This is a genomic window from Maritimibacter sp. UBA3975 (genome assembly GCF_002384975.1).
Taxonomy (GTDB): domain Bacteria; phylum Pseudomonadota; class Alphaproteobacteria; order Rhodobacterales; family Rhodobacteraceae; genus Maritimibacter.
Window position 1 is genome coordinate 90,567 of sequence record NZ_DGCP01000003.1, and the last position, 18,197, is coordinate 108,763.

Consider the following 18,197-nt stretch of genomic DNA (forward strand, 5'->3'; position numbering starts at 1 on the left):
GCATGACAGGCACCGGCGTTCTACCGGCACAGGCAATCCGCGCGATGATCGCCCAGGGCACCCTCGCCGCCGATCCCGCCGTGATCCCAGAGCAAATTCAACCCGCTTCGCTCGATCTCCGTCTGGGTGACGTAGCCTACCGCGTGCGCGCATCCTTCCTCGCAGGCGACCAGCGCAGCGTGGCGGAGCGGCTGAGCGAATTCGAAATGCACCGCATCGACCTGACGGACGGTGCAGTGCTGGAAAAGGGCGCGGTCTATGTCGTCCCACTGATGGAGCGCCTTGCCCTCCCAGACGGGATTCAGGCGGTCGCCAATGCGAAAAGCTCCACCGGGCGCCTCGACCTCCTCACGCGAACCATCACCGACGGTGGCACCGAGTTCGACCGGATTGCCCCGGGCTACCACGGGCCGCTTTACGCCGAGATTTGCCCGCGCAGCTTTTCCGTCCTCGTGCGGCCGGGGATGCGCCTGAACCAGATCCGCTTCCGCGCAGGTCAGGCGATCCTCTCCGACACCGACCTCGCCGCACGTCACGCCGAAGATCCCATCGTGGACGGAACGCCGCTCATCGACAACGGTCTCGGCTTTTCGGTCGATCTGCGGCCCGCGACAGGCGACCTCGTCGGCTACCGCGCCAAACCGCATACGGGTGTCATCGACCTCGACCGGATCGGTCACTACGATCCGGCGGAGTTCTGGGAACCGATCCACACCACCGAAGGCCGCATCATACTTGACCCCGGTGCCTTTTACATTCTGGTAAGCCGTGAGGCCGTGACCATTCCACCCGACTGCGCGGCGGAAATGGCCCCCTACCTCGCGATGGTCGGCGAATTCCGGGTGCACTACGCGGGCTTTTTCGATCCGGGCTTCGGCCACGGCATAGCCGGCGGTGCCGGGTCACGCGGGGTGCTGGAAGTGCGGTGCCACGAAGCCCCCTTTGTCCTCGAACACGGACAGGTGGTCGGGCGGCTGGTCTATGAGAAGATGGCAGAAACACCGGAAATGCTCTACGGCGCCGACCTCAAGTCAAACTACCAGGGCCAAGGGCTCAAACTCTCCAAGCATTTCCGCAGCCCGGCCCTCTGACCTCTCTTCCGACTAGCGGATACGACGCGCCAGTTTCGCGCCCTGCTTGGCGCGTCGCGCGGCCTGTTTGGCGGATTTCGCGCTCGCGCGCTCTTCCGGGGTCATCTCTTCGCGCGTTTTGCCGCGGCGCGACGCATAGTCGATGCCCGCATTCACGCCGCGATTCACCGCACGGCCCATCACCATGCGCACGACCATCATAATCAATCTTTCAATATTCATTGTCCTGCCTCTGCTTTTTTTCGAGCCTAACAGAATGACGGCCAAAAAGGAATCACTCTTCGAAGAGCTCCGACTGGCCTTCGTCGTCTTCGTCCTCGTCGTCCTCGGAAGGCTCCACAGGCGGCGGCCGACTTTCGAGCAGACCGGCCGCACGCAATTCCTTGAGGCCCGGCAGATCGCGCGCGCTCTCGAGGCCGAAGTGGTCGAGGAATCCTTGCGTCACCACGAAGGTCACGGGACGACCCGGAGACATGCGGCGGCGACCGAACCGGATCCATTCCAACTCGATCAACAGGTCGATGGTCCCGCGCGACACCGAAACACCCCGGATCTCCTCGATCTCGGCGCGAGTTACCGGCTGGTGATAGGCGATGATCGCCAGCGTCTCGATCGCCGCGCGGCTGAGCTTGCGGGTCTCGACGCTTTCCTTGTGCATGAGGTAGCCAAGGTCCGGCGCGGTCCGGAAGGCCCAGGCATCGCCAACACGCACGAGCGTCACGCCGCGCCCCTCGTAGCGCTTGCGCAGATGGACAAGCGCCTCGGCCGGCTCGGACCCATGCGGCATCCGCGCGGTCAGTTCAGCCACGGTGACAGGCTCGGCACTGGCAAATAGCACAGCCTCGACCATCCGCTCCTGCTCACCCATCGGGGGAGCTTCGAACAGGCTCTGTGCCTCGTCTTCGGTCTCGGTTTCGTCAGTCATTCGGTTTCCTGCGAATCTGAATGGGCGAGAATGTCTCGCCCTGCCGGATCTCGATGGCCCCGGTCTTGGCCAGCTCCAGCGAGGCCGCGAAATTGGCCGCCGTGGCGGATCGGCGTCGCGCCGGATCGCCCGACCAGCCCTCGGGCAGGTAGGACATGATATCGGTCCATTCGCCCGCGAAACCGATCAGATGGCGCATCCGGTCCAGTGCCTCTTCCAACGTCATGACGCTCTCACGATCCATCACGAAGGGGCGGAATTCGTCACGGGTGCGGATGCGGGCGTAGCCCTGCATGAGGTCCAGAAGGGTCGCGGTGTAAGACACCCGCTTGCGCCGTTCCACCACTTCCACTTGCCCACGCGCGAAAAAATCGCGGCCCAACTGGTCTCGGCCCATGAGTCGGGCCGACACATCCCGCATCGCTTGGAGGCGTTCCAGCTGGAACGCCAGATGGGCGGCAAGCTCTTCGCCGGACGGGCCTTCCTCGCTCGGATCGGGTGGGAGCAGCAGGCGCGATTTCAAAAAGGCGAGCCAGGCGGCCATGACGAGGTAATCGGCCGCCAGCTCGATCCGCAGGTGCCGCGCCTTCTCCACGAAGCCGAGGTATTGCTCGGCCAGCGCCAGCACCGAGATTTTTCGCAAGTCCACCTTTTGCGTGCGGGAGAGCGTCAGCAGCAGGTCGAGCGGCCCTTCGAACCCATCGACATCGACGATGAGCGCCTCGGCGGCCATACGTTCGGACACCGACAGAACGTCTGCCTGGAAATCATCGTCGGACATGCGGGAAGCGTCACCCTGCCTGATGCGTCATCAGGCTCTCAAACTCCGCGTCCAGCGCCGCAATGTCAATGGGATCGGGGTCCTGACGCCAGCCAAGGGCCGCCTCCGCCCGTTCAGCAGCCTTTCCGGCAAGCCGCCCGGTGGCGTCGGCGACAGCGCGCATCTCGTCCATCTCGCCGTTGCAATGCAGGATCAGGTCACAGCCCGCCTGAAGCGAGTCCCGGCACCGATCCTCTAACGAACCGGAAAGGGCCTTCATTGAAATGTCGTCGGTCATCAGAAGTCCGCCAAAGCCGATCCGGTCCCGGATGATGTTGATCATGCGGGGCGACGTCGTCGCGGGCGCCTCCGCATCGATATCAACAAAGACCACATGCGCCGTCATCGCGAGCGGCAGGTTCGCGACGGACTGGAAGGCCAGAAAATCAGAGACATTGAGCGCCTTCTCGCGCGCCTTGACCACAGGCAGTTCCAAGTGGCTGTCCTTGGTCGCCCGACCGTGTCCGGGGATGTGCTTGATGACCGGCAAGACACCGCCATCCACAAGACCCGTGGCCACGGCCCCGGCGATATCAGACACCTTTACGACGTCCTCGCCGTAGCACCGGTTCGACAGGATGTCATGCGTCTCGGCGCGCACGAGATCCACGACCGGGGCGCAGTTTCCGTCGATCCCGCAGGCGCGCAACTCATGGGCAATAATGCGGTAGCGCAGGTACATGGCATCGGCGGCCTTGCGACGGTTCAGCCGCACCTGATCCAATGCCGGGAGCCATTCGCGCCAATGTGGCGCCCCCATGCGGGCCACCCGGCCCCCCTCCTGATCGATGAAAACCGGTGCATCTCGTCCGACAGCCTCACGCAGCTCGGTGGTAAGCCATGTGAGTTGCTCGGGGTCCTCGATATTGCGGGCGAACAGAATGAAGCCCCACGGATCCGCCTCCGCGAAGAAATCGCGCTCGGCGCGCGTCAGGCGCGGGCCTTCACAGCCAAGGATGAAGGCCCCTGCGCCCATCCTCAGTGGGTCACGACCGGGATGCAGGATGCCTTGCCGGCCGTCAAAGCGGCGCAGAGACGCCGCGCTTCCGACAGATCCTCGAACCCCATGGCGCGAAGACGGTAGAAGGTCTTGCCCCCGGACTGCGCCTTCTCGATCACGCGGGCCTTACCCTCGAGATACTCCGCGAACCGACCGCTCAGTTGATCCCACTCGGCGCGCGCCACGTCTTCGGTGTCGAAGGCACCAAGTTGCACAAGCCGCGTGCCCGCCGCGATCTCGGCCGGGTCGACTTCACGCGCCACTTGCTGTGCGGCCGCGAGCAGCGCGTCCGAAGACGGCGAGGCCGCCGAACGGGCCACGAGGTCGCTGGGACGCGGCACGGGGCGCGGCGACCTGGCGACACCCGGAACGTCTGGCTGCACGATCTCGCCACTGCGGACGGCGGCAAGAGCGCGTTCCTCGGCCTCGGGTGACATGGAAAGATCGGCCTCTTCACCAGACAGCGGCGCGGACTCGGCGGCGATCTGCTCGACGAGCGACTGGGCGGCGGCCTGCGCATCGTCCGGCGAGGCCGCGACATCCAGCGGCTCAGTTCCCAGCTTCGGCCGACTGTCGCCAGCTTCGGCGGTCGGTGTCGCCTCGATCTGTGACGGCGACACGGCGGGCGCGTCGTTCTCGTCCAGCGTATCTGCGGGCGGCGCAAGCACGAGTTGGTTCGCGGGGCCCTCGGCGGTGCCCTCGGCGGCCACGTTGTTTACCGCGAGGCCCTGATGCTCGGCATCTTCACCACCGGGGTTCTCGGGTTGGATTCGCATCGGCCCTTCGAGCGCGGCGATGACCGGGATTTCGGTGACGTCGCGCATGGCGAGCTTGTAGCCCCAGACCGCAAGCCCGGCGATCAGGGCAATCGACACGACCGCACCCAAGCCGTTCATCACGCCAGCGACACCGCCGCCGGAAGCCTCCGGCATGGGCTCATGGTCATAGTAGTGTGGTTGTGCCGCGGCCTGCGGCGGCTGGGCCTGTGCGGCATAGTAGCCTTGCGGCTGCGGCTGCGGCTGAGCCTGTGGCTGCGCAGCAGGATGATGATGTGCGTAGGTGATGTTCTGCGGCTGCGGCGCAGGGGCTTGCGCTGCGCGCGGTTGAGCCTGAGGCCGCGCCTGATGTTGCGGATGCGCGTAACCCTGCGTCCGGGGATGTGGCTGGGCATTCTGCGCATGAGGATGCGCTGTCGCCCGCCCCTGCTGCGGATGCGCCTGACGCGCGGGCTGTGGTTGCGGCTGTGGCGCAGGCTGAGGTTGTGGCGCCGGTTGCGCCCGCAACGGCGGTTCGGAGCGCGCCTGAGGCTGCGCCTGTCCGTGCCACGCCGGATCCTGAACCTGTTGGTCGTGAGAATAGCCCTGATGGTGCTGCGGATAGCCGGGATGCCCCGCGCCGGGGCCGCCCCAATTCGCGTTCGTCATTGCCTGCCTCGCTGTGGACACGCGCCGAAACCGACCACGCGCCCCTCGATCTGATGCCTCGCCCGCCCCTTGTTTTCTTGGAGATCAAGTCTCCGGGACTGGGCTTTCCTCGACCGCTCGGCTGCACCTGTTCGTCAGCGCATTTCCTCAAGCGGCGTCACGCCAAGAATACCAAGACCCGCTGAAATCACAACGGAAACGGCTTTCGGCAGGGCAATTTTCGCCGCTGTTGCTTGGGCGTCACTCTCCTGAAGGAAACGCAACGCGGGCGTATCATTCCCCTTGTTCCAGAGCGCATGAAATTCACTGGCCAGTTCATAGAGGTAGAAAGCGACGCGGTGCGGCTCATGCGTGCGTGCAGCGATCTCGACGAGGCGCGGCCATTCCGCGAGCTTCTGGGCCACCTTGATCTCGGCCTCGTCGGTGAGCGCGGGCGTACCCGGAACAACGCCCATGTCAGCAGCCTTGCGCAGCACGGAATGGACCCGGGCGTTGGCATATTGAACATAGAAGACCGGGTTGTCCTTGGACTGCTCCAGCGCCTTGTCGAAATCGAAGTCCAGGGGCGCATCGTTCTTGCGGGTGAGCATGATGAACCGGGTCACGCCCGGCCCCACTTCGTCCACCACATCGCGCAGGGTGACGAAGGTTCCGGCCCGCTTGGACATCTTGAACGGCTCGCCATTCTTGTAGAGCTTGACCAGTTGCGTTAGCTTGATGTCGAGCGGCACGCGGTTTTCAGACAGCGCCGCAACAGCGGCCTTCATCCGCTTCACATAGCCGCCGTGATCGGCCCCGAACACGTCGATCAGCTGGTCGAACCCGCGGGTCACCTTGTCATAGTGATAGGCGATGTCGGGCGCGAAATAGGTCCAGGCCCCGTCCGACTTCATGATCGGGCGATCCACGTCGTCGCCGTAATCGGTCGACTTGAAGAGGGTCTGCTCTCGCGGCTCCCAATCCTCTGGCAGCTTGCCCTTGGGCGGTTCAAGCGTGCCCTTGTAGATCAGGTCTTTGGAGCGCAGATCCTCGATCGCCGCTTCGATCCGGCCGGTACCGTAGAGGCCCTTTTCCGAGAAGAACACGTCCATCTCGACGCCAAGCGCCTTAAGGTCGGCCCGGATCAGCTCCATCATCGCCTCGGTCGCGAAATCGCGCACCTCCTCGAGCCAGAACTGTTCGCCCTTGCCGACAAAGGCGTCGCCCACCTTTGCCTTGAGCGCCTCGCCCACCTCGATCAGGTAGTCGCCCGGATATGTGCCATCCTCAAAGGCGACCTCCTGCCCGTGCGCTTCCAGATACCGCAGGTAAACGGAACGCGCGAGCACATCGACCTGCGCGCCCCCGTCGTTGATGTAGTATTCCCGGGTCACGTCATGGCCCGCGTACTCCAGCAGGCTCGCAAGCGCGTCACCGAACACAGCACCCCGCGTATGTCCAACGTGCAGCGGCCCGGTGGGGTTGGCCGAGACGTATTCGACGTTGACCTTCTGCCCCTGCCCCATGTCGGACCGGCCATAGCCCTCGTTTGCCAGCACGCCTTCCACAAGGGCGGCCCACACGCCGGGATCGAGCCGTAGGTTCAGAAAGCCCGGCCCCGCCACCTCGGCCGAGACGATGCGCGCATCCGCGGCCAGCTTGCCCGCGAGCGCCTCGGCAATGTCGCGCGGCTTCAGACCCGCGGGCTTGGCCAGAACCATCGCGGCATTGGTCGCCATGTCCCCATGCGCCGGATCACGCGGCGGTTCGACCGCAACATTCGCGAAATCGAGCCCGTCGGGCAGCGCTCCCTCGGCCACGAGCGCGTCCAGAGACGCAATCACGAGCCCACGGATATCGGCAAAGAGGTTCATGGCACACCTTTAGAGAAACCTCGCGCGGTCTACCACGACGACCCGGAAGGTCAACGCCCGACACTCCGCATCGTTGTCCAGAGCCTACTTCGCCAGCAGACGCGAGCGTGTATCCGAGCCCCCGATGAACCGGCCATGCGTTTCAATGGCGAAGCGGTCGGTCATGCCGGCGATATAGTCGGCCACGATCCGCGCGAGGGCCCGCTCGTCCGAAGCCTGAGACACGTCCTCGCGCCACTCGGCGGGGAGGTAGTCCGGGTTCTTCATGAACAGCGGAAACAGCTCATCAACGATCGCCGTCACCTCGGCCCGCATCTGCACCACGGACGGCGCGCGGTAGACCTTGCGAAACAGGAAGCCGCGAAGCTGTTTGAGCTCCTCCCAGATTTCGCCCGAAAACCGGATGATCTGCCGCCCGGCCATGCGCACATCGGTCGCCGAGGCCGGGTCGAGCGCCGCGATCTCGGCGCGCGATGTGGCGAGCACGTCCTCGACCATCACGCCGAATACGCGGCGCAATGCCTCATGCCGGCGGCGGTTGGAATCCAATGTCGGGTACATCTGATCCACCGCTGCATAGCTGCGCGCGATCATCGGGACGACGAGGATTTCCTCCTCGTCGATCAGCTTGGCGCGGATCGCATCGTGCAGATCGTGGTTGTTGTAGGCGATGTCATCGGACAGCGCCGCCACCTGAGCCTCGGCGCTGGCATGCGTGTCGAGCTCGAGGTCATGGCGCGCGTTGTACTCCGCCAGCGCCACGGGCAGCTCGCCCGTCACCGGCCCGTTATGTTTCGCAATCCCTTCAAGGGTTTCCCACGTCAGGTTCAACCCGTCGAACTCGGCATAATGCCGTTCCAGCGAGGTCACGATCCGCAGCGCCTGGGCGTTGTGATCGAAGCCACCATACGGCTGCATCAGCGCGTCCAGCGCCTCCTCGCCCGTGTGGCCGAACGGCGTGTGGCCAAGGTCATGGGCCAGCGCCACGGCCTCGGTGAGTTGTTCATTCAGACCAAGCGTGCCGGCGATCGTCCGCGCCACCTGCGCCACTTCGATCGAATGGGTCAGGCGCGTGCGGTAGTAGTCGCCCTCGTGCTCCAGAAACACCTGCGTCTTGTGTTTCAGGCGCCGGAAGGCGGACGAATGGATGATCCGGTCGCGATCTCTCTGGAACGGCGACCGGAACCGGCTTTCCTCTTCCGGAAATAACCGCCCGCGGCTCTCCGCCGGTTCACACGCAAACGTGGCCGTCATGCTGCCTCGATCTCTTGTTGCTCTGTCCCGCTATCCATATATTGCAACCAGACCACAGTTGAAACGGGTGAAACATGGACCTCAACCTGCCACCGAAAGTGACCGACCGCGCCTTTGCCCGGCTGGGCGAGATCGGGGCCGGCAAGGACGGCAAGGCCCTGCGCGTGGCCGTCGAGGGCGGCGGCTGCTCGGGCTTTCAGTATGACATCGCGCTGGACGAACCAGGCGATGGCGACCTTGTGCTCGAAGGCGAAGGCGAACGCGTGATCATCGACGAGGTTTCGCTCCCGTTCCTCACGGGCGCCGTGATCGACTTTACCGAAGAACTGATCGGCGCGCGCTTCGTGATCGACAACCCCAACGCGTCGAGCTCCTGCGGTTGCGGCACGTCCTTCTCGATGTGATCACCGGACCCAGGCCAACGCGGAAAGCCGTGGGTCATCAAAGGTTTCCGGCCCGAAGCTCAATCTGATATCGGGGAATTCGCACAGCGCCTGCGCGCCGTGAGCAGAAAGGTGGACGCGCCATGTCTGCCGGTCCCCCGGCGCGTTTTCGGCGAATGTCGCGCAGTCCAATACGGCGACGTTCGCGCGGCCCTCTAGATCACGCACAGACTGGTAACGGATCAGGGTCGCCCCGGCGGCCCGCGCACGCTCTTCCAACGTCTGACACGCGCCGTAGGACACCGGGTCCGTCCATAGCGCCACGTCTGCAGCAAGCGGCGCAGCCGTCAGGTCGAGTGCCCGACCGCTCGCCAGTTTCACGGAAAACGCCGTGTAGACCCCGGCATCCTCAGGCCAAGGCGTTTCAGGTGAGTCGGCGTAGAACAGGATGCGATAGAACACCATCTCGGCCACGGCCGCCTCCACCGCTTCGGACCCGTACCACACCCCCGGCGTCATCCCGGCCCGCCGAAAGCGCGAGCCGTGGGGATACGGTCCGTCATAGCGAAATGGCGTTGAGAGCAGGTAATGCAGGTGCTGGCACGGCTGGGGCACAGGCGGCTTCGCCGTTTCGAGGATTTCCTCCAGAACCGCCTGCTCATCGGATCCATCCACGATCTTCATGGTCGAGACCAGATGTTGCGCCTCCACCAGCCGCCACCCGCGCCCGGTCCAGGGCCGCAGCTCAGAGCGGAGCGCGTCGGCTGTCCAGGTATCCAACGACACGGACAAGACCCTCCACGCTTCCGATCGCTTCGGCGGGCGCCTGCCCCAGCGCTGTGTTCGGCCCCTTGAACCAGGCCTTCGATGCTCGCTCATCGCCCCCTGTGATCGCGTCAAGCGACCGGAACAGGCGCACGAAGAGGACCGCGAGTTCGTAGGGCTTTGTCCCCTCCTCCAAGGTCCACGCGCCCTTGGACATGCGCGAAATCGTGGGAGCCGACACGCCAATGACCGACGCCAGCCGCGCGCCGGTGAGGCCGAGCCGCTCGGCTGCGCGCAAGAGCGCCTTTGTCAGAACGACGCCCTTTTCCGGGGTTGTGGTGGGCTGCATGAGAACCTGAGACATGGCGACGATCCTTTCTGCTGAAATATTTATGGCAAATAACTCCAATTTGCAAGCCCGACACCCCAACACCGTGACGCTTCTCGCCCGCCACGAGTCGTAACCTGCCTTGTTCCTGCGCCTACGCCAGATACAACACGCTCAGAAGCAGGAGCGCGACATGAGCAAGGACCCCCTCGTCATCTTCACGCCATCGGGCATGCGCGGTCGCGTGCCAGTCGGAACGCCGGTGCTGGACGCGGCGCGGATGCTGAACGTGGACCTCGATTCGGTCTGCGGCGGGCGCGGGATCTGCTCGAAATGCCAGGTCGCGCCGGGGGTGGGAGAATTCTCAAAGCACGGCGTCACCGTCGCTGCCGACGCCCTCACGGACTGGAACGACGTCGAGGCGCGCTATGACCGCATCCGGGGCCTCAAGGGCGGGCGGCGGCTGGGGTGTCAGGCCAAGGTGATGAAGGACGTGGTGATCGACGTCCCGCCCGAAAGCCAGGTTCATAAACAGGTGGTGCGCAAGCGCGCCGAAGTGCGCGACATCGTCCTCTCGCCCGCCCTCAGCCTCGCCTATGTCGAAGTGGCGGAACCTGACATGCACCATCCGTCGAGCGACCTCGACCGGTTGCTCGATGCGCTCAAGGCCCAACTCGGGCTGGAAACACTGGGATTCGACCGCCACCTCCTTCCGTCCCTGCAAAAGACGCTGCGCAAGGGCGGCTGGTCGGTAACGGCCGCAATCCATGACGACGGCGCGCCCACCGTGGTCGCGCTCTGGCCGGATTTCTTCGAAGGTCCACTCTACGGCGTCGCGGTCGATCTGGGCTCCACCACCATCGCCGGGCACCTCGTAAACCTCGTGACGGGCGAGGTGCTGGCCTCGTCCGGCCTCATGAACCCGCAGATCCGCTTTGGCGAAGACCTGATGAGCCGGGTCTCCTACTCGATGATGAACCCCGGCGGCGCGGACGAGATGACCCACGTCGTGCGCGAAGGCATGGACAAGCTGATCGCGGATCTCGCGGATGAGGCCGGCGTGGAACCTGCGGCGCTGCTCGAAGCGACCTTCGTAATGAACCCCGTGATGCACCATCTGTTTCTGGGGCTCGATCCCTACGAATTGGGTCAAGCGCCCTTCGCACTTACGGTCGGAACGTCCCAGCGCATGATGGCTTCGGACCTCGGGCTGAGCATCGCGCCGGGCACCCGCGCCTATGTCCTGCCGCTCATCGCGGGCCACGTCGGCGCGGACGCGGCGGCGGTTGCGCTGTCCGAGGCCCCGCACCGGTCCGACGACCTCGTCCTCGTCGTGGACGTGGGCACCAATGCCGAGATCCTGCTGGGCGACAAGACCGGAGTGCTTGCCTGTTCCTCCCCGACAGGCCCGGCCTTCGAGGGCGCGCAGATCAGTGCGGGCCAACGCGCGGCCCCCGGCGCCATCGAACGCGTCGAAATCGACCCGGCGACGAAAGAGCCGCGCTTCAAGGTGATCGGCTGCGACCTGTGGTCTACCGAGGACGGCTTCGAAGCCGCCGTGGCGGGATCAGGCATCACCGGCATCTGCGGATCGGGAATCATCGAGGTCGTGGCCGAAATGCGTATGGCAGGCATCGTGGACGCGACCGGCCTGATCGGCTCGCCCGAGGCCGTGGGCACGCCACGCTGCATCGCGGAAGGGCGGACGTGGTCTTATGTCCTGTGGGAAGATAACGAACGCAAGATCACCGTCACCAACGGCGATATCCGCGCGATCCAGATGGCCAAGGCCGCGCTATATGCGGGTGCCCGGCTGCTCATGGACAAACGCGGGGTGGACCACGTTGACCGCGTGGTCCTCGCCGGGGCCTTCGGGGCGCATATCTCACCGAAACACGCGATGGTCCTGGGCATGATTCCGGACTGTCCGCTCGAGAAGGTTACGAGCGCAGGCAACGCGGCCGGCACCGGAGCGCGCATCGCGCTTCTCAACCGCGACGCGCGGCGCGAGATCGAAGGACTGGTGCGCCAGATCGAAAAGATCGAAACGGCGGTCGAGCCGCGGTTTCAGGAGCATTTCGTCGCCGCGACGGCCATGCCGAACGCCGCCGACCCCTTCCCCATCCTGCGCGCACTCGTGCCGCTGCCGGAGGTCGACTACAACACCGGCGGCGGGGGTGAAGGCGGACGTCGGCGCAGGCGGCGCAGCTAGGAGACTTGCCAGCGGTCCGGTTTGGCGGAAAACTGGCCCGGTCCGATACAGGAGCCAACCATGCGCACCATCGCCCTCGCCCTCGCCCTGACCCTGCCCGGCCTTGTGCAGGCAGAGGACTTTTCCAGCGCGATGCTGAAGGGCGCAGACCTGTCGGGCAACGACTACGCAGGCTCGGATTTCTCAGGCGCGTTCCTTGGCGAGGCCGACCTGTCCGGCAGCACCTTCGACGGAGCGAATTTCAAAAGCGCCCTGTTCACGGATGCGACAATGTCCGGCTGCTCGGCCAAAGGCGCGGTCTTCACCAGCGCGCTCCTCAAGAACACCGACCTGTCCGGCTGCACCCTTTCCGGGGCGGACTTCACGGGCGCGGTTCTGGAAGGCGCCACATTGGCCGGTGCGGATCTGACAGGCGCACGCTTCGTCTCGACGATCCTTACCGGCGCCGACCTGACGGGCGCGACGGTGAAAGACACGGACTTTACCGATGCCCGCCTGTGCGGTGCGACAATGCCCGACGGCACCCCCGGCCCCTGCTGACGCCCTCTTGACGGACCCCGCCGCGCGCCGTATCTCAGCCGTCACGCGGGTGTAGCTCAATGGTAGAGCAGCAGCTTCCCAAGCTGACGACGAGGGTTCGATTCCCTTCACCCGCTCCAAAATATTATCTTTTTTAATCAACGAATTAGCAAGGCGCTGAGGACATTCAGGGACACGCAGTTTGAGGAAAAAAGGGGAACGAAAGGGAACCTTTGGCCGGCTAAATGCCACAGTTTCTGCCACACCAGAACCACTCAATACTTCAGATTTCCTCCGAATCAGAAATCCAACGCGCCAACCTTCACTTGCAACACCTGTCGCCAGATTGACGTGCGCCGGCGATTGTGAAAGGTGTTCCAGCCCAGACACCTTCCCTTTCAGGCAGGTCAAATCAAAAAGTGTCGGGAGTACATGCTGAAGACCATATCCATTTCAGAGCAAGTCCTTTCACGATGAGACCGAACTGCTCTCGCCTCTCGCTCAAATAGGTTTGAGAGCCGTTCACCGCTTATCCAGAAGAACTACGGCAGCAACTCGGCGGTCAAAGAAGGAAATGCCCAATGGCGACTGTTGGAGGACCCACTCGGGATCGGTTGCGTATCGGTTTCTTCATCCCCTGGATCACCAAGGGTCGAGGTGGCACTGAGAACGTGGGACATATGATGGCGAACTCGATGCACGAGCGCGGTCACAGCGTCGTGGTGTTCACCTTCGACGATAAGGTCGGTGCATCGCTTTGGCCTTTGGCTGAAGGCATTCCAATCATCCACTTACGCGAAAAAGACGACGAAACGGCTCACTTGGAAATGGTGGACGTTGTCGCGAAGCAAGGCCTAGACCTGATGGTGGGCCTGCACCTGAACCGCGCGTTCCTGCGTTATGTACGCTGCGCTTTCGACCTGAATCTACCTCTCGTCTTGTCAGAGCATTGCGACCCAGCCTTGCCGCAGTCGCTCGGAACTTTTGGCAGAGACGAACGCATAATCATTATGTCCGGCGCAACTCTGATCCATATGATTTCTGACGAGTTTCGTGCCACATTGCCCAAAGGCCTACAGGACCGCATCCGTGTTGTGCCCAATACGATACGCGAACCTGACCCAGGCGCGCCGCAGCCACCACCACAAGCCGGTCGCACGATTGTCACCGTGTCTAGGCTCGTACCGCCGAAGAACACACAGCGTCTGATTGAAGTTTTTGCGGGCCTCGCGTCCGAGTTCCCCGAGTGGCGGCTTCGCATCGTTGGCGATGGACCCGAAATGGGAAAGCTTCGCCGGCTCGCACGAAAATGCAGAGTAAAAGATCGTGTGGACTTCGTGGGCGCATTGAAAGACCCCTACCCCGAGTATTTGGCAGCAAATATTTTTGCGACAGCGTCCCTCTTTGAAGGTTTTGGACTCACGCTTTGCGAAGCGAGCGCGCACGGCCTGCCTAGTGTGGCATATGGTGCCTGCCGTGGCCTACGGTCCCAAATCCGACACGGGGAGAACGGTTTTCTTTCTTCTGGTGGAGAAGAATTGGGTTCATTGGCCGACGACTTGCGCACTCTCATGGCCGACCAAGAATTGCGCGAGAAGATGGGAAGACGCGCACGTGAGATGTTCGTCTCGCGGTTCTCAAATGAGATTGTTCACGCAGGTTGGGAAGATCTTTTCTTTGAAGCCGTTGAACGGGGGCCGAACCGAGCGGCACCCCGACCAGAGCACGTGCGCCAAGTGAGGCTTTGGGACATGATTCAACGGCCGCTTCCGATCCAGGATTCAGCCCGCGGAGGGCACTAAGCCATGTCCGATCATTTTGAAGCGTTGACGAGCTTTTTCAGATTGCTCGACACGCGCCAGGTGGAATTCGATAGCAGCCGAGATATCCGCGAGCATGTCCTCTCGGTCCGTCGCGGGAAGAGCACGATCGGTCTTTTGACCGAAAACCTTGAGACCAAGTTCGCCGCGAACCTTCCATTACTCATGCCTAATGTTTCTGGGTTCGACGGACAGGCGGCAGAACAGGCAGAGCAATACTTCCTTTTTGGAACCATCTTTTCTGACAAGGCAACGTCCCATAAGGGTGCTGTCAAACTCCTGAACATGATGCCGAGCGGTGCTGCCCCCGTCTTCATGGAAGTCGGGTTTCTGGCGACCACCCACAGCTGGTCACACGCGTTCCGGGAAGGCAATCCGCAGTATGCCGCGCTCGGCTACGTTTATGACGACATGAGCCACTACTTCATGGCTGATTATCCCAACCGTCTGATCCAAAGACTGAACAGCGACCTGGAGCTGACGGACGAGGAACGCAAGCGCGCACGCGGGCTGATTGACCGGATGGTGGCGCGGCGCATCTCCAAATACAACGCACAGCCGATGGAGGCGCCGACCCTCCCCGGTGGTTACGCCCGGCGCGTGCTGGTCTGCGACCAGGCCTATGCCGATGCGTCGACCGTCTACGGCAAGGTCGACGAAGCGGCGTTTGAGGAGATGCTGTTCACCGCGCTCCGCGAGAACCCGGACGCCCAGATCATCGTCAAGACTCACCCGGATTCGAGCTGGGAGAAGTCCACGAGGACCGGCTACTACACCCATTTGAAAAGCACCGAGCGTGTCGTGATCCTGACCGATCCGGTGAACCCCTACACGGTCTTCGACATGGTCGATACGGTCTATGTCGGCACGAGCCAGATGGGGCTGGAGGCGCTGTTCGCCGGCAAGAAGGTGGTGACCTTCGGCGTGCCGTTCTACGCGGGCTGGGGCCTGACGGACGACCGGCAGGCGATCCCCCACCGCCACCGGACCCGCACGCTCGAGGATATCTTCCACGCCTTCTACGTTTGGTACACGATCTACCACGTGCCCGGTTGCGCGGTGCCCTCGCAGGTGGAGGACGCGCTCGACTTCATCGAGGCGCACCGGCCGTATTCTCTGCCCGAAACCGTGGCGGAGGCACCGGCCGATCCGAAGGTCTCGGTCATCATCCCGGTCCACGGGGTCGAGGCCTATATCGAGGACTGCATCCGCTCGGTCCAGCGCCAGACCCTGCGCGAGATCGAGATCATCCCGGTGAACGACGTCTCGCCCGACGGGTCGCAGACGATCATCGACCGGCTGGCGAAATCAGATGCACGTATCCGACCCATCGTGCTCGACAAGAACGTGGGACAGGGGTTCGCGCGCAACAAGGCGCTGGATGTGGCGCGGGGCGACTACGTTTGGTTCATTGACGGAGATGACTGGATCTCCAATCCGCGGGCTCTCGCGACACTGGTCGAAACCGCAGAGGCCAACGGCTCAGACATGGTGCGTGGCAAAAAGGTCGGCGAGGCAATCTTCGACGAGACAAACACGCAAATAGACCTGCGCAATGATCGCACCGAGCAAAACTTCAATGAATTCATTGGCCAGACAACCTATGCGGAAAGCCCGCACATTCTACATAACCGACACTTTTGGACATGGCTCTATCGCCGCGAGTGGCTAAATGAAAACGACATTCGGTTTGTCACGCCGCAGTGGGAAGAACGCGCATTCCTAGTCAAGTCACTCGCAAATGCACGCAGACTAAGCCTCACCACCTGTCCGGTAACGATGTATCGCGTGCGACCGGCGTCAACGGCACGACGCGAGCACGGACCGAAAGACTTCGAGCAAATGCTCAATAACTTCGAATCCGCCACTCAAACGCTAGCAGAACGCGGCGCGATTGATGCCGCTTCGCCTTTGAGACCGCACCTAGCGTTTCAATTGTCCCAATTCATCGTCCAGATGTTTCTGCGAGGCGCCTACGAGTACTACAGGAAGAAAGGAGGCAAGGCTCTCGAAGGGTTTCTGGAGCGCATTCGAAGAACTCTGGACACGTGTGACATGTCCTCGACTGATTTCGACGCGACGGCTGTCGCCGGCCGGGATGCGCACATCGTTTCGGGTGCGTTCGGGTTGATCATTGCAGCTGTTCGTTCGGGGCAGAATGAAATCCTTCGCGCCGCAACCGGGCTGCACCCGATCGATCAAAAAACCTTCATGCAAACAATGTTAGCCCCACCAACGAACAAGGTGGATGCGGATCTGCACTGCGCTCTGAACAGGTATGCCCGAAACGACCGCGTGCAAACGGCGAGGAAGCGGGCCGCCGCACCGGCGACAAAGCCCCGCATCATCGTTCATATCGGCGCGACCAAGACCGGCTCGACCTATATCCAGCACCTGATGGAAACGAACCGCCCGGCGCTTCTGCGCGAAGGCGTGTGGTATCCCGAGGTCGGCCTGTTCTGGCAGACGGTGCGCCCACACAAGCAGGCGGGGCATTCCGAGTTCACGCGCGCCGCCGTGCAGAACGCCGCCGGGCCGAAGGCACATATCGAACGGGGGCTGGCGCTGGCCGGGGGCAAGATCCACACCATCGTTCTGTCGAGCGAGGCGTTTTTCCTGCAACGCAACGCGGTGAAAATCGCGCAGTATTTCTCGGACTACCCGGTGGAGATGGTCTGTTACCTGCGCCGTCAGGACGAATGGGCCAACGCGCAATATGCCGAGTTCGTCGCGGGCGGGGCTGTGGGCCGGGTGGACGTGTCGTTCGAGGCATGGCTCGCCGACGAAGTGACGCGCGAGCGGCTCGACTACCGCAATCCGCTCGATGCCTGGGCGGAGGCCATCGGGGCGAACAACGTGACTGCGCGGCTGTTTGGCAAGGAGGCTTTCGAGGGTGGCGATCTGCTCACCGATTTCGCGCATGTGACGAACCTGCCCATGCTGCTCGATTTGCCCCAGCCGGAGGGGCTGCAGGCCAATTCCGCGCGACTTTCGACAGCGCATGTCGAGCTGATCCGCATGTACAACACGCGCGAGTTCAAGAACCGCGATGCCTATTTCACCTTTATCGAGACGGTGACGACAGGGCTTCAGGCATGGCGCGAGGAACGCGGCCTGCCGATGACGAAGCCGTGGTATCTGACCCCGGACCTGTCGGAGCGGATCGTGGCGGAGACGGCAAAGAGCAATGCGGAGGTCGCGAAGCGCTACTTCGGACGTGAGGATGAGCCGCTTTTCCCCGCCACGCCCGCACAGGGCCCCGAGGAAGAAGTGTCGCTCCACCCCGAGGAGCTTGCTCTGGTCGAACGCGCCTTCCTTGCCACCAACGGGCTGACGGATGACAGGCCGGTCAACGCGGGCGTCTCGTCGCCGGTGAATGTGCGCGCGGGCCAGCCGCGGATCGTGAACTACGGCCACTTCGGCTGGCGGCTGTGGCTGCTCGCTCCAATCGTGGACCGGCTCTATGTGTCCAAGGCCATGCCCGACCAGTCGCCGGAATTCCTGCGTGAGCCCGCGGAATATGTGCGCCGCCACTGGTCGCATCATCGCCCGCTTCAGGTTGGGCTGATGTATCCCAATGCCGACGCCTTGGGCGCATTCAAAGTCTGGGTGCCGGTTCTGAGCTGGGGTCTGCGCGCCACCGGCAATCACGCGATGGTGGCCGACCTCAAGCGCGACCCGATCCTGTTCGTGCGCCGCAGCCCGTCGAAGATGGGGCAGATCTTTGGCCGCCTCCTCTTCCCCCGCGGTGAGATGCGGTGACAAATATGACCAGCTCTGTGAAGTGGTCCCACCTTTTCGGA

The 18,197-nt window shown here is 63.3% G+C and carries 15 protein-coding genes and 1 tRNA gene; 7 read left to right on the forward strand and 9 right to left on the reverse strand.

Annotated elements, in window-relative coordinates; genetic code table 11:
* The first annotated feature begins 2 nt into the window (after positions 1 to 2).
* Positions 3 to 1,091, forward strand: coding sequence for a 2'-deoxycytidine 5'-triphosphate deaminase (locus B2585_RS03480; protein ID WP_292020038.1), 1,089 nt, complete (start codon positions 3 to 5; stop codon positions 1,089 to 1,091).
* Between the two features lie 12 nt (positions 1,092 to 1,103).
* On the opposite strand, the gene B2585_RS03485 is transcribed toward B2585_RS03480, so the two are convergent.
* The 7 genes from B2585_RS03485 to B2585_RS03515 form a co-directional block, all read right to left on the reverse strand.
* Positions 1,104 to 1,358: a hypothetical protein gene (locus tag B2585_RS03485; RefSeq protein WP_292020040.1), complete on the reverse strand. Its 255-nt coding sequence runs from the start codon at positions 1,356 to 1,358 to the stop codon at positions 1,104 to 1,106.
* 7 nt (positions 1,359 to 1,365) lie between these two features.
* Positions 1,366 to 2,016 (reverse strand): SMC-Scp complex subunit ScpB, encoded by a 651-nt coding sequence (gene scpB / locus B2585_RS03490; RefSeq protein ID WP_292020042.1) that lies wholly within the window; start codon positions 2,014 to 2,016, stop codon positions 1,366 to 1,368.
* Positions 2,009 to 2,797, reverse strand: a complete 789-nt coding sequence (locus B2585_RS03495; RefSeq protein ID WP_292020043.1) for a segregation and condensation protein A — start codon at positions 2,795 to 2,797, stop codon at positions 2,009 to 2,011. Before B2585_RS03495 ends, scpB begins: the two co-directional genes overlap by 8 nt.
* A 10-nt stretch (positions 2,798 to 2,807) precedes the next feature.
* Complete coding sequence (nagZ, locus tag B2585_RS03500) at positions 2,808 to 3,812, reverse strand: beta-N-acetylhexosaminidase (protein ID WP_292020045.1); 1,005 nt, start codon at positions 3,810 to 3,812, stop codon at positions 2,808 to 2,810.
* A gap of 2 nt (positions 3,813 to 3,814) precedes the next feature.
* On the reverse strand, positions 3,815 to 5,260 hold the full coding sequence (locus tag B2585_RS03505) for an SPOR domain-containing protein (RefSeq protein WP_292020048.1): 1,446 nt from the start codon (positions 5,258 to 5,260) through the stop codon (positions 3,815 to 3,817).
* 134 nt (positions 5,261 to 5,394) lie between these two features.
* Complete coding sequence (gene argS / locus B2585_RS03510) at positions 5,395 to 7,113, reverse strand: arginine--tRNA ligase (protein WP_292020050.1); 1,719 nt, start codon at positions 7,111 to 7,113, stop codon at positions 5,395 to 5,397.
* 84 nt (positions 7,114 to 7,197) lie between these two features.
* Complete coding sequence (locus B2585_RS03515; RefSeq protein WP_292020053.1) at positions 7,198 to 8,367, reverse strand: deoxyguanosinetriphosphate triphosphohydrolase; 1,170 nt, start codon at positions 8,365 to 8,367, stop codon at positions 7,198 to 7,200.
* Positions 8,368 to 8,441: 74 nt separating this feature from the next.
* Between B2585_RS03515 and B2585_RS03520 the strand changes: the two genes are divergently transcribed.
* Positions 8,442 to 8,771, forward strand: coding sequence for a HesB/IscA family protein (locus tag B2585_RS03520; RefSeq protein ID WP_292020055.1), 330 nt, complete (start codon positions 8,442 to 8,444; stop codon positions 8,769 to 8,771).
* On the opposite strand, the gene B2585_RS03525 is transcribed toward B2585_RS03520, so the two are convergent.
* Both B2585_RS03525 and B2585_RS03530 read right to left on the reverse strand, forming a co-directional pair.
* Positions 8,772 to 9,536 carry an RES family NAD+ phosphorylase gene (locus tag B2585_RS03525; RefSeq protein WP_292020057.1) on the reverse strand — a complete coding sequence of 255 codons (765 nt, stop codon included), beginning with the start codon at positions 9,534 to 9,536 and terminating at the stop codon, positions 8,772 to 8,774.
* Positions 9,496 to 9,879 carry an MbcA/ParS/Xre antitoxin family protein gene (locus B2585_RS03530; protein WP_292020059.1) on the reverse strand — a complete coding sequence of 128 codons (384 nt, stop codon included), beginning with the start codon at positions 9,877 to 9,879 and terminating at the stop codon, positions 9,496 to 9,498. The genes B2585_RS03525 and B2585_RS03530 overlap by 41 nt, the downstream gene beginning before the upstream one ends.
* Positions 9,880 to 10,036: 157 nt before the next feature.
* On the opposite strand from B2585_RS03530, the gene B2585_RS03535 reads away from it, so the two are divergent.
* From B2585_RS03535 to B2585_RS03555, 5 genes are all read left to right on the forward strand, one after another.
* Entirely contained in the window at positions 10,037 to 12,055 is a 2,019-nt protein-coding gene (locus tag B2585_RS03535; protein WP_292020061.1) for an ASKHA domain-containing protein, read from the forward strand.
* Between the two features lie 60 nt (positions 12,056 to 12,115).
* Positions 12,116 to 12,595, forward strand: a complete 480-nt coding sequence (locus B2585_RS03540; RefSeq protein WP_292020063.1) for a pentapeptide repeat-containing protein — start codon at positions 12,116 to 12,118, stop codon at positions 12,593 to 12,595.
* Positions 12,596 to 12,640: 45 nt separating this feature from the next.
* Positions 12,641 to 12,714 (forward strand) — tRNA-Gly (locus B2585_RS03545).
* A gap of 441 nt (positions 12,715 to 13,155) precedes the next feature.
* Positions 13,156 to 14,376 (forward strand): glycosyltransferase, encoded by a 1,221-nt coding sequence (locus B2585_RS03550; protein WP_292020065.1) that lies wholly within the window; start codon positions 13,156 to 13,158, stop codon positions 14,374 to 14,376.
* Positions 14,377 to 14,709: 333 nt separating this feature from the next.
* The gene (locus tag B2585_RS03555) at positions 14,710 to 18,156 is read left to right on the forward strand and encodes a glycosyltransferase (RefSeq protein WP_292020066.1); all 3,447 of its coding nucleotides are present in this window, start codon (positions 14,710 to 14,712) and stop codon (positions 18,154 to 18,156) included.
* Positions 18,157 to 18,197: the final 41 nt, after the last annotated feature.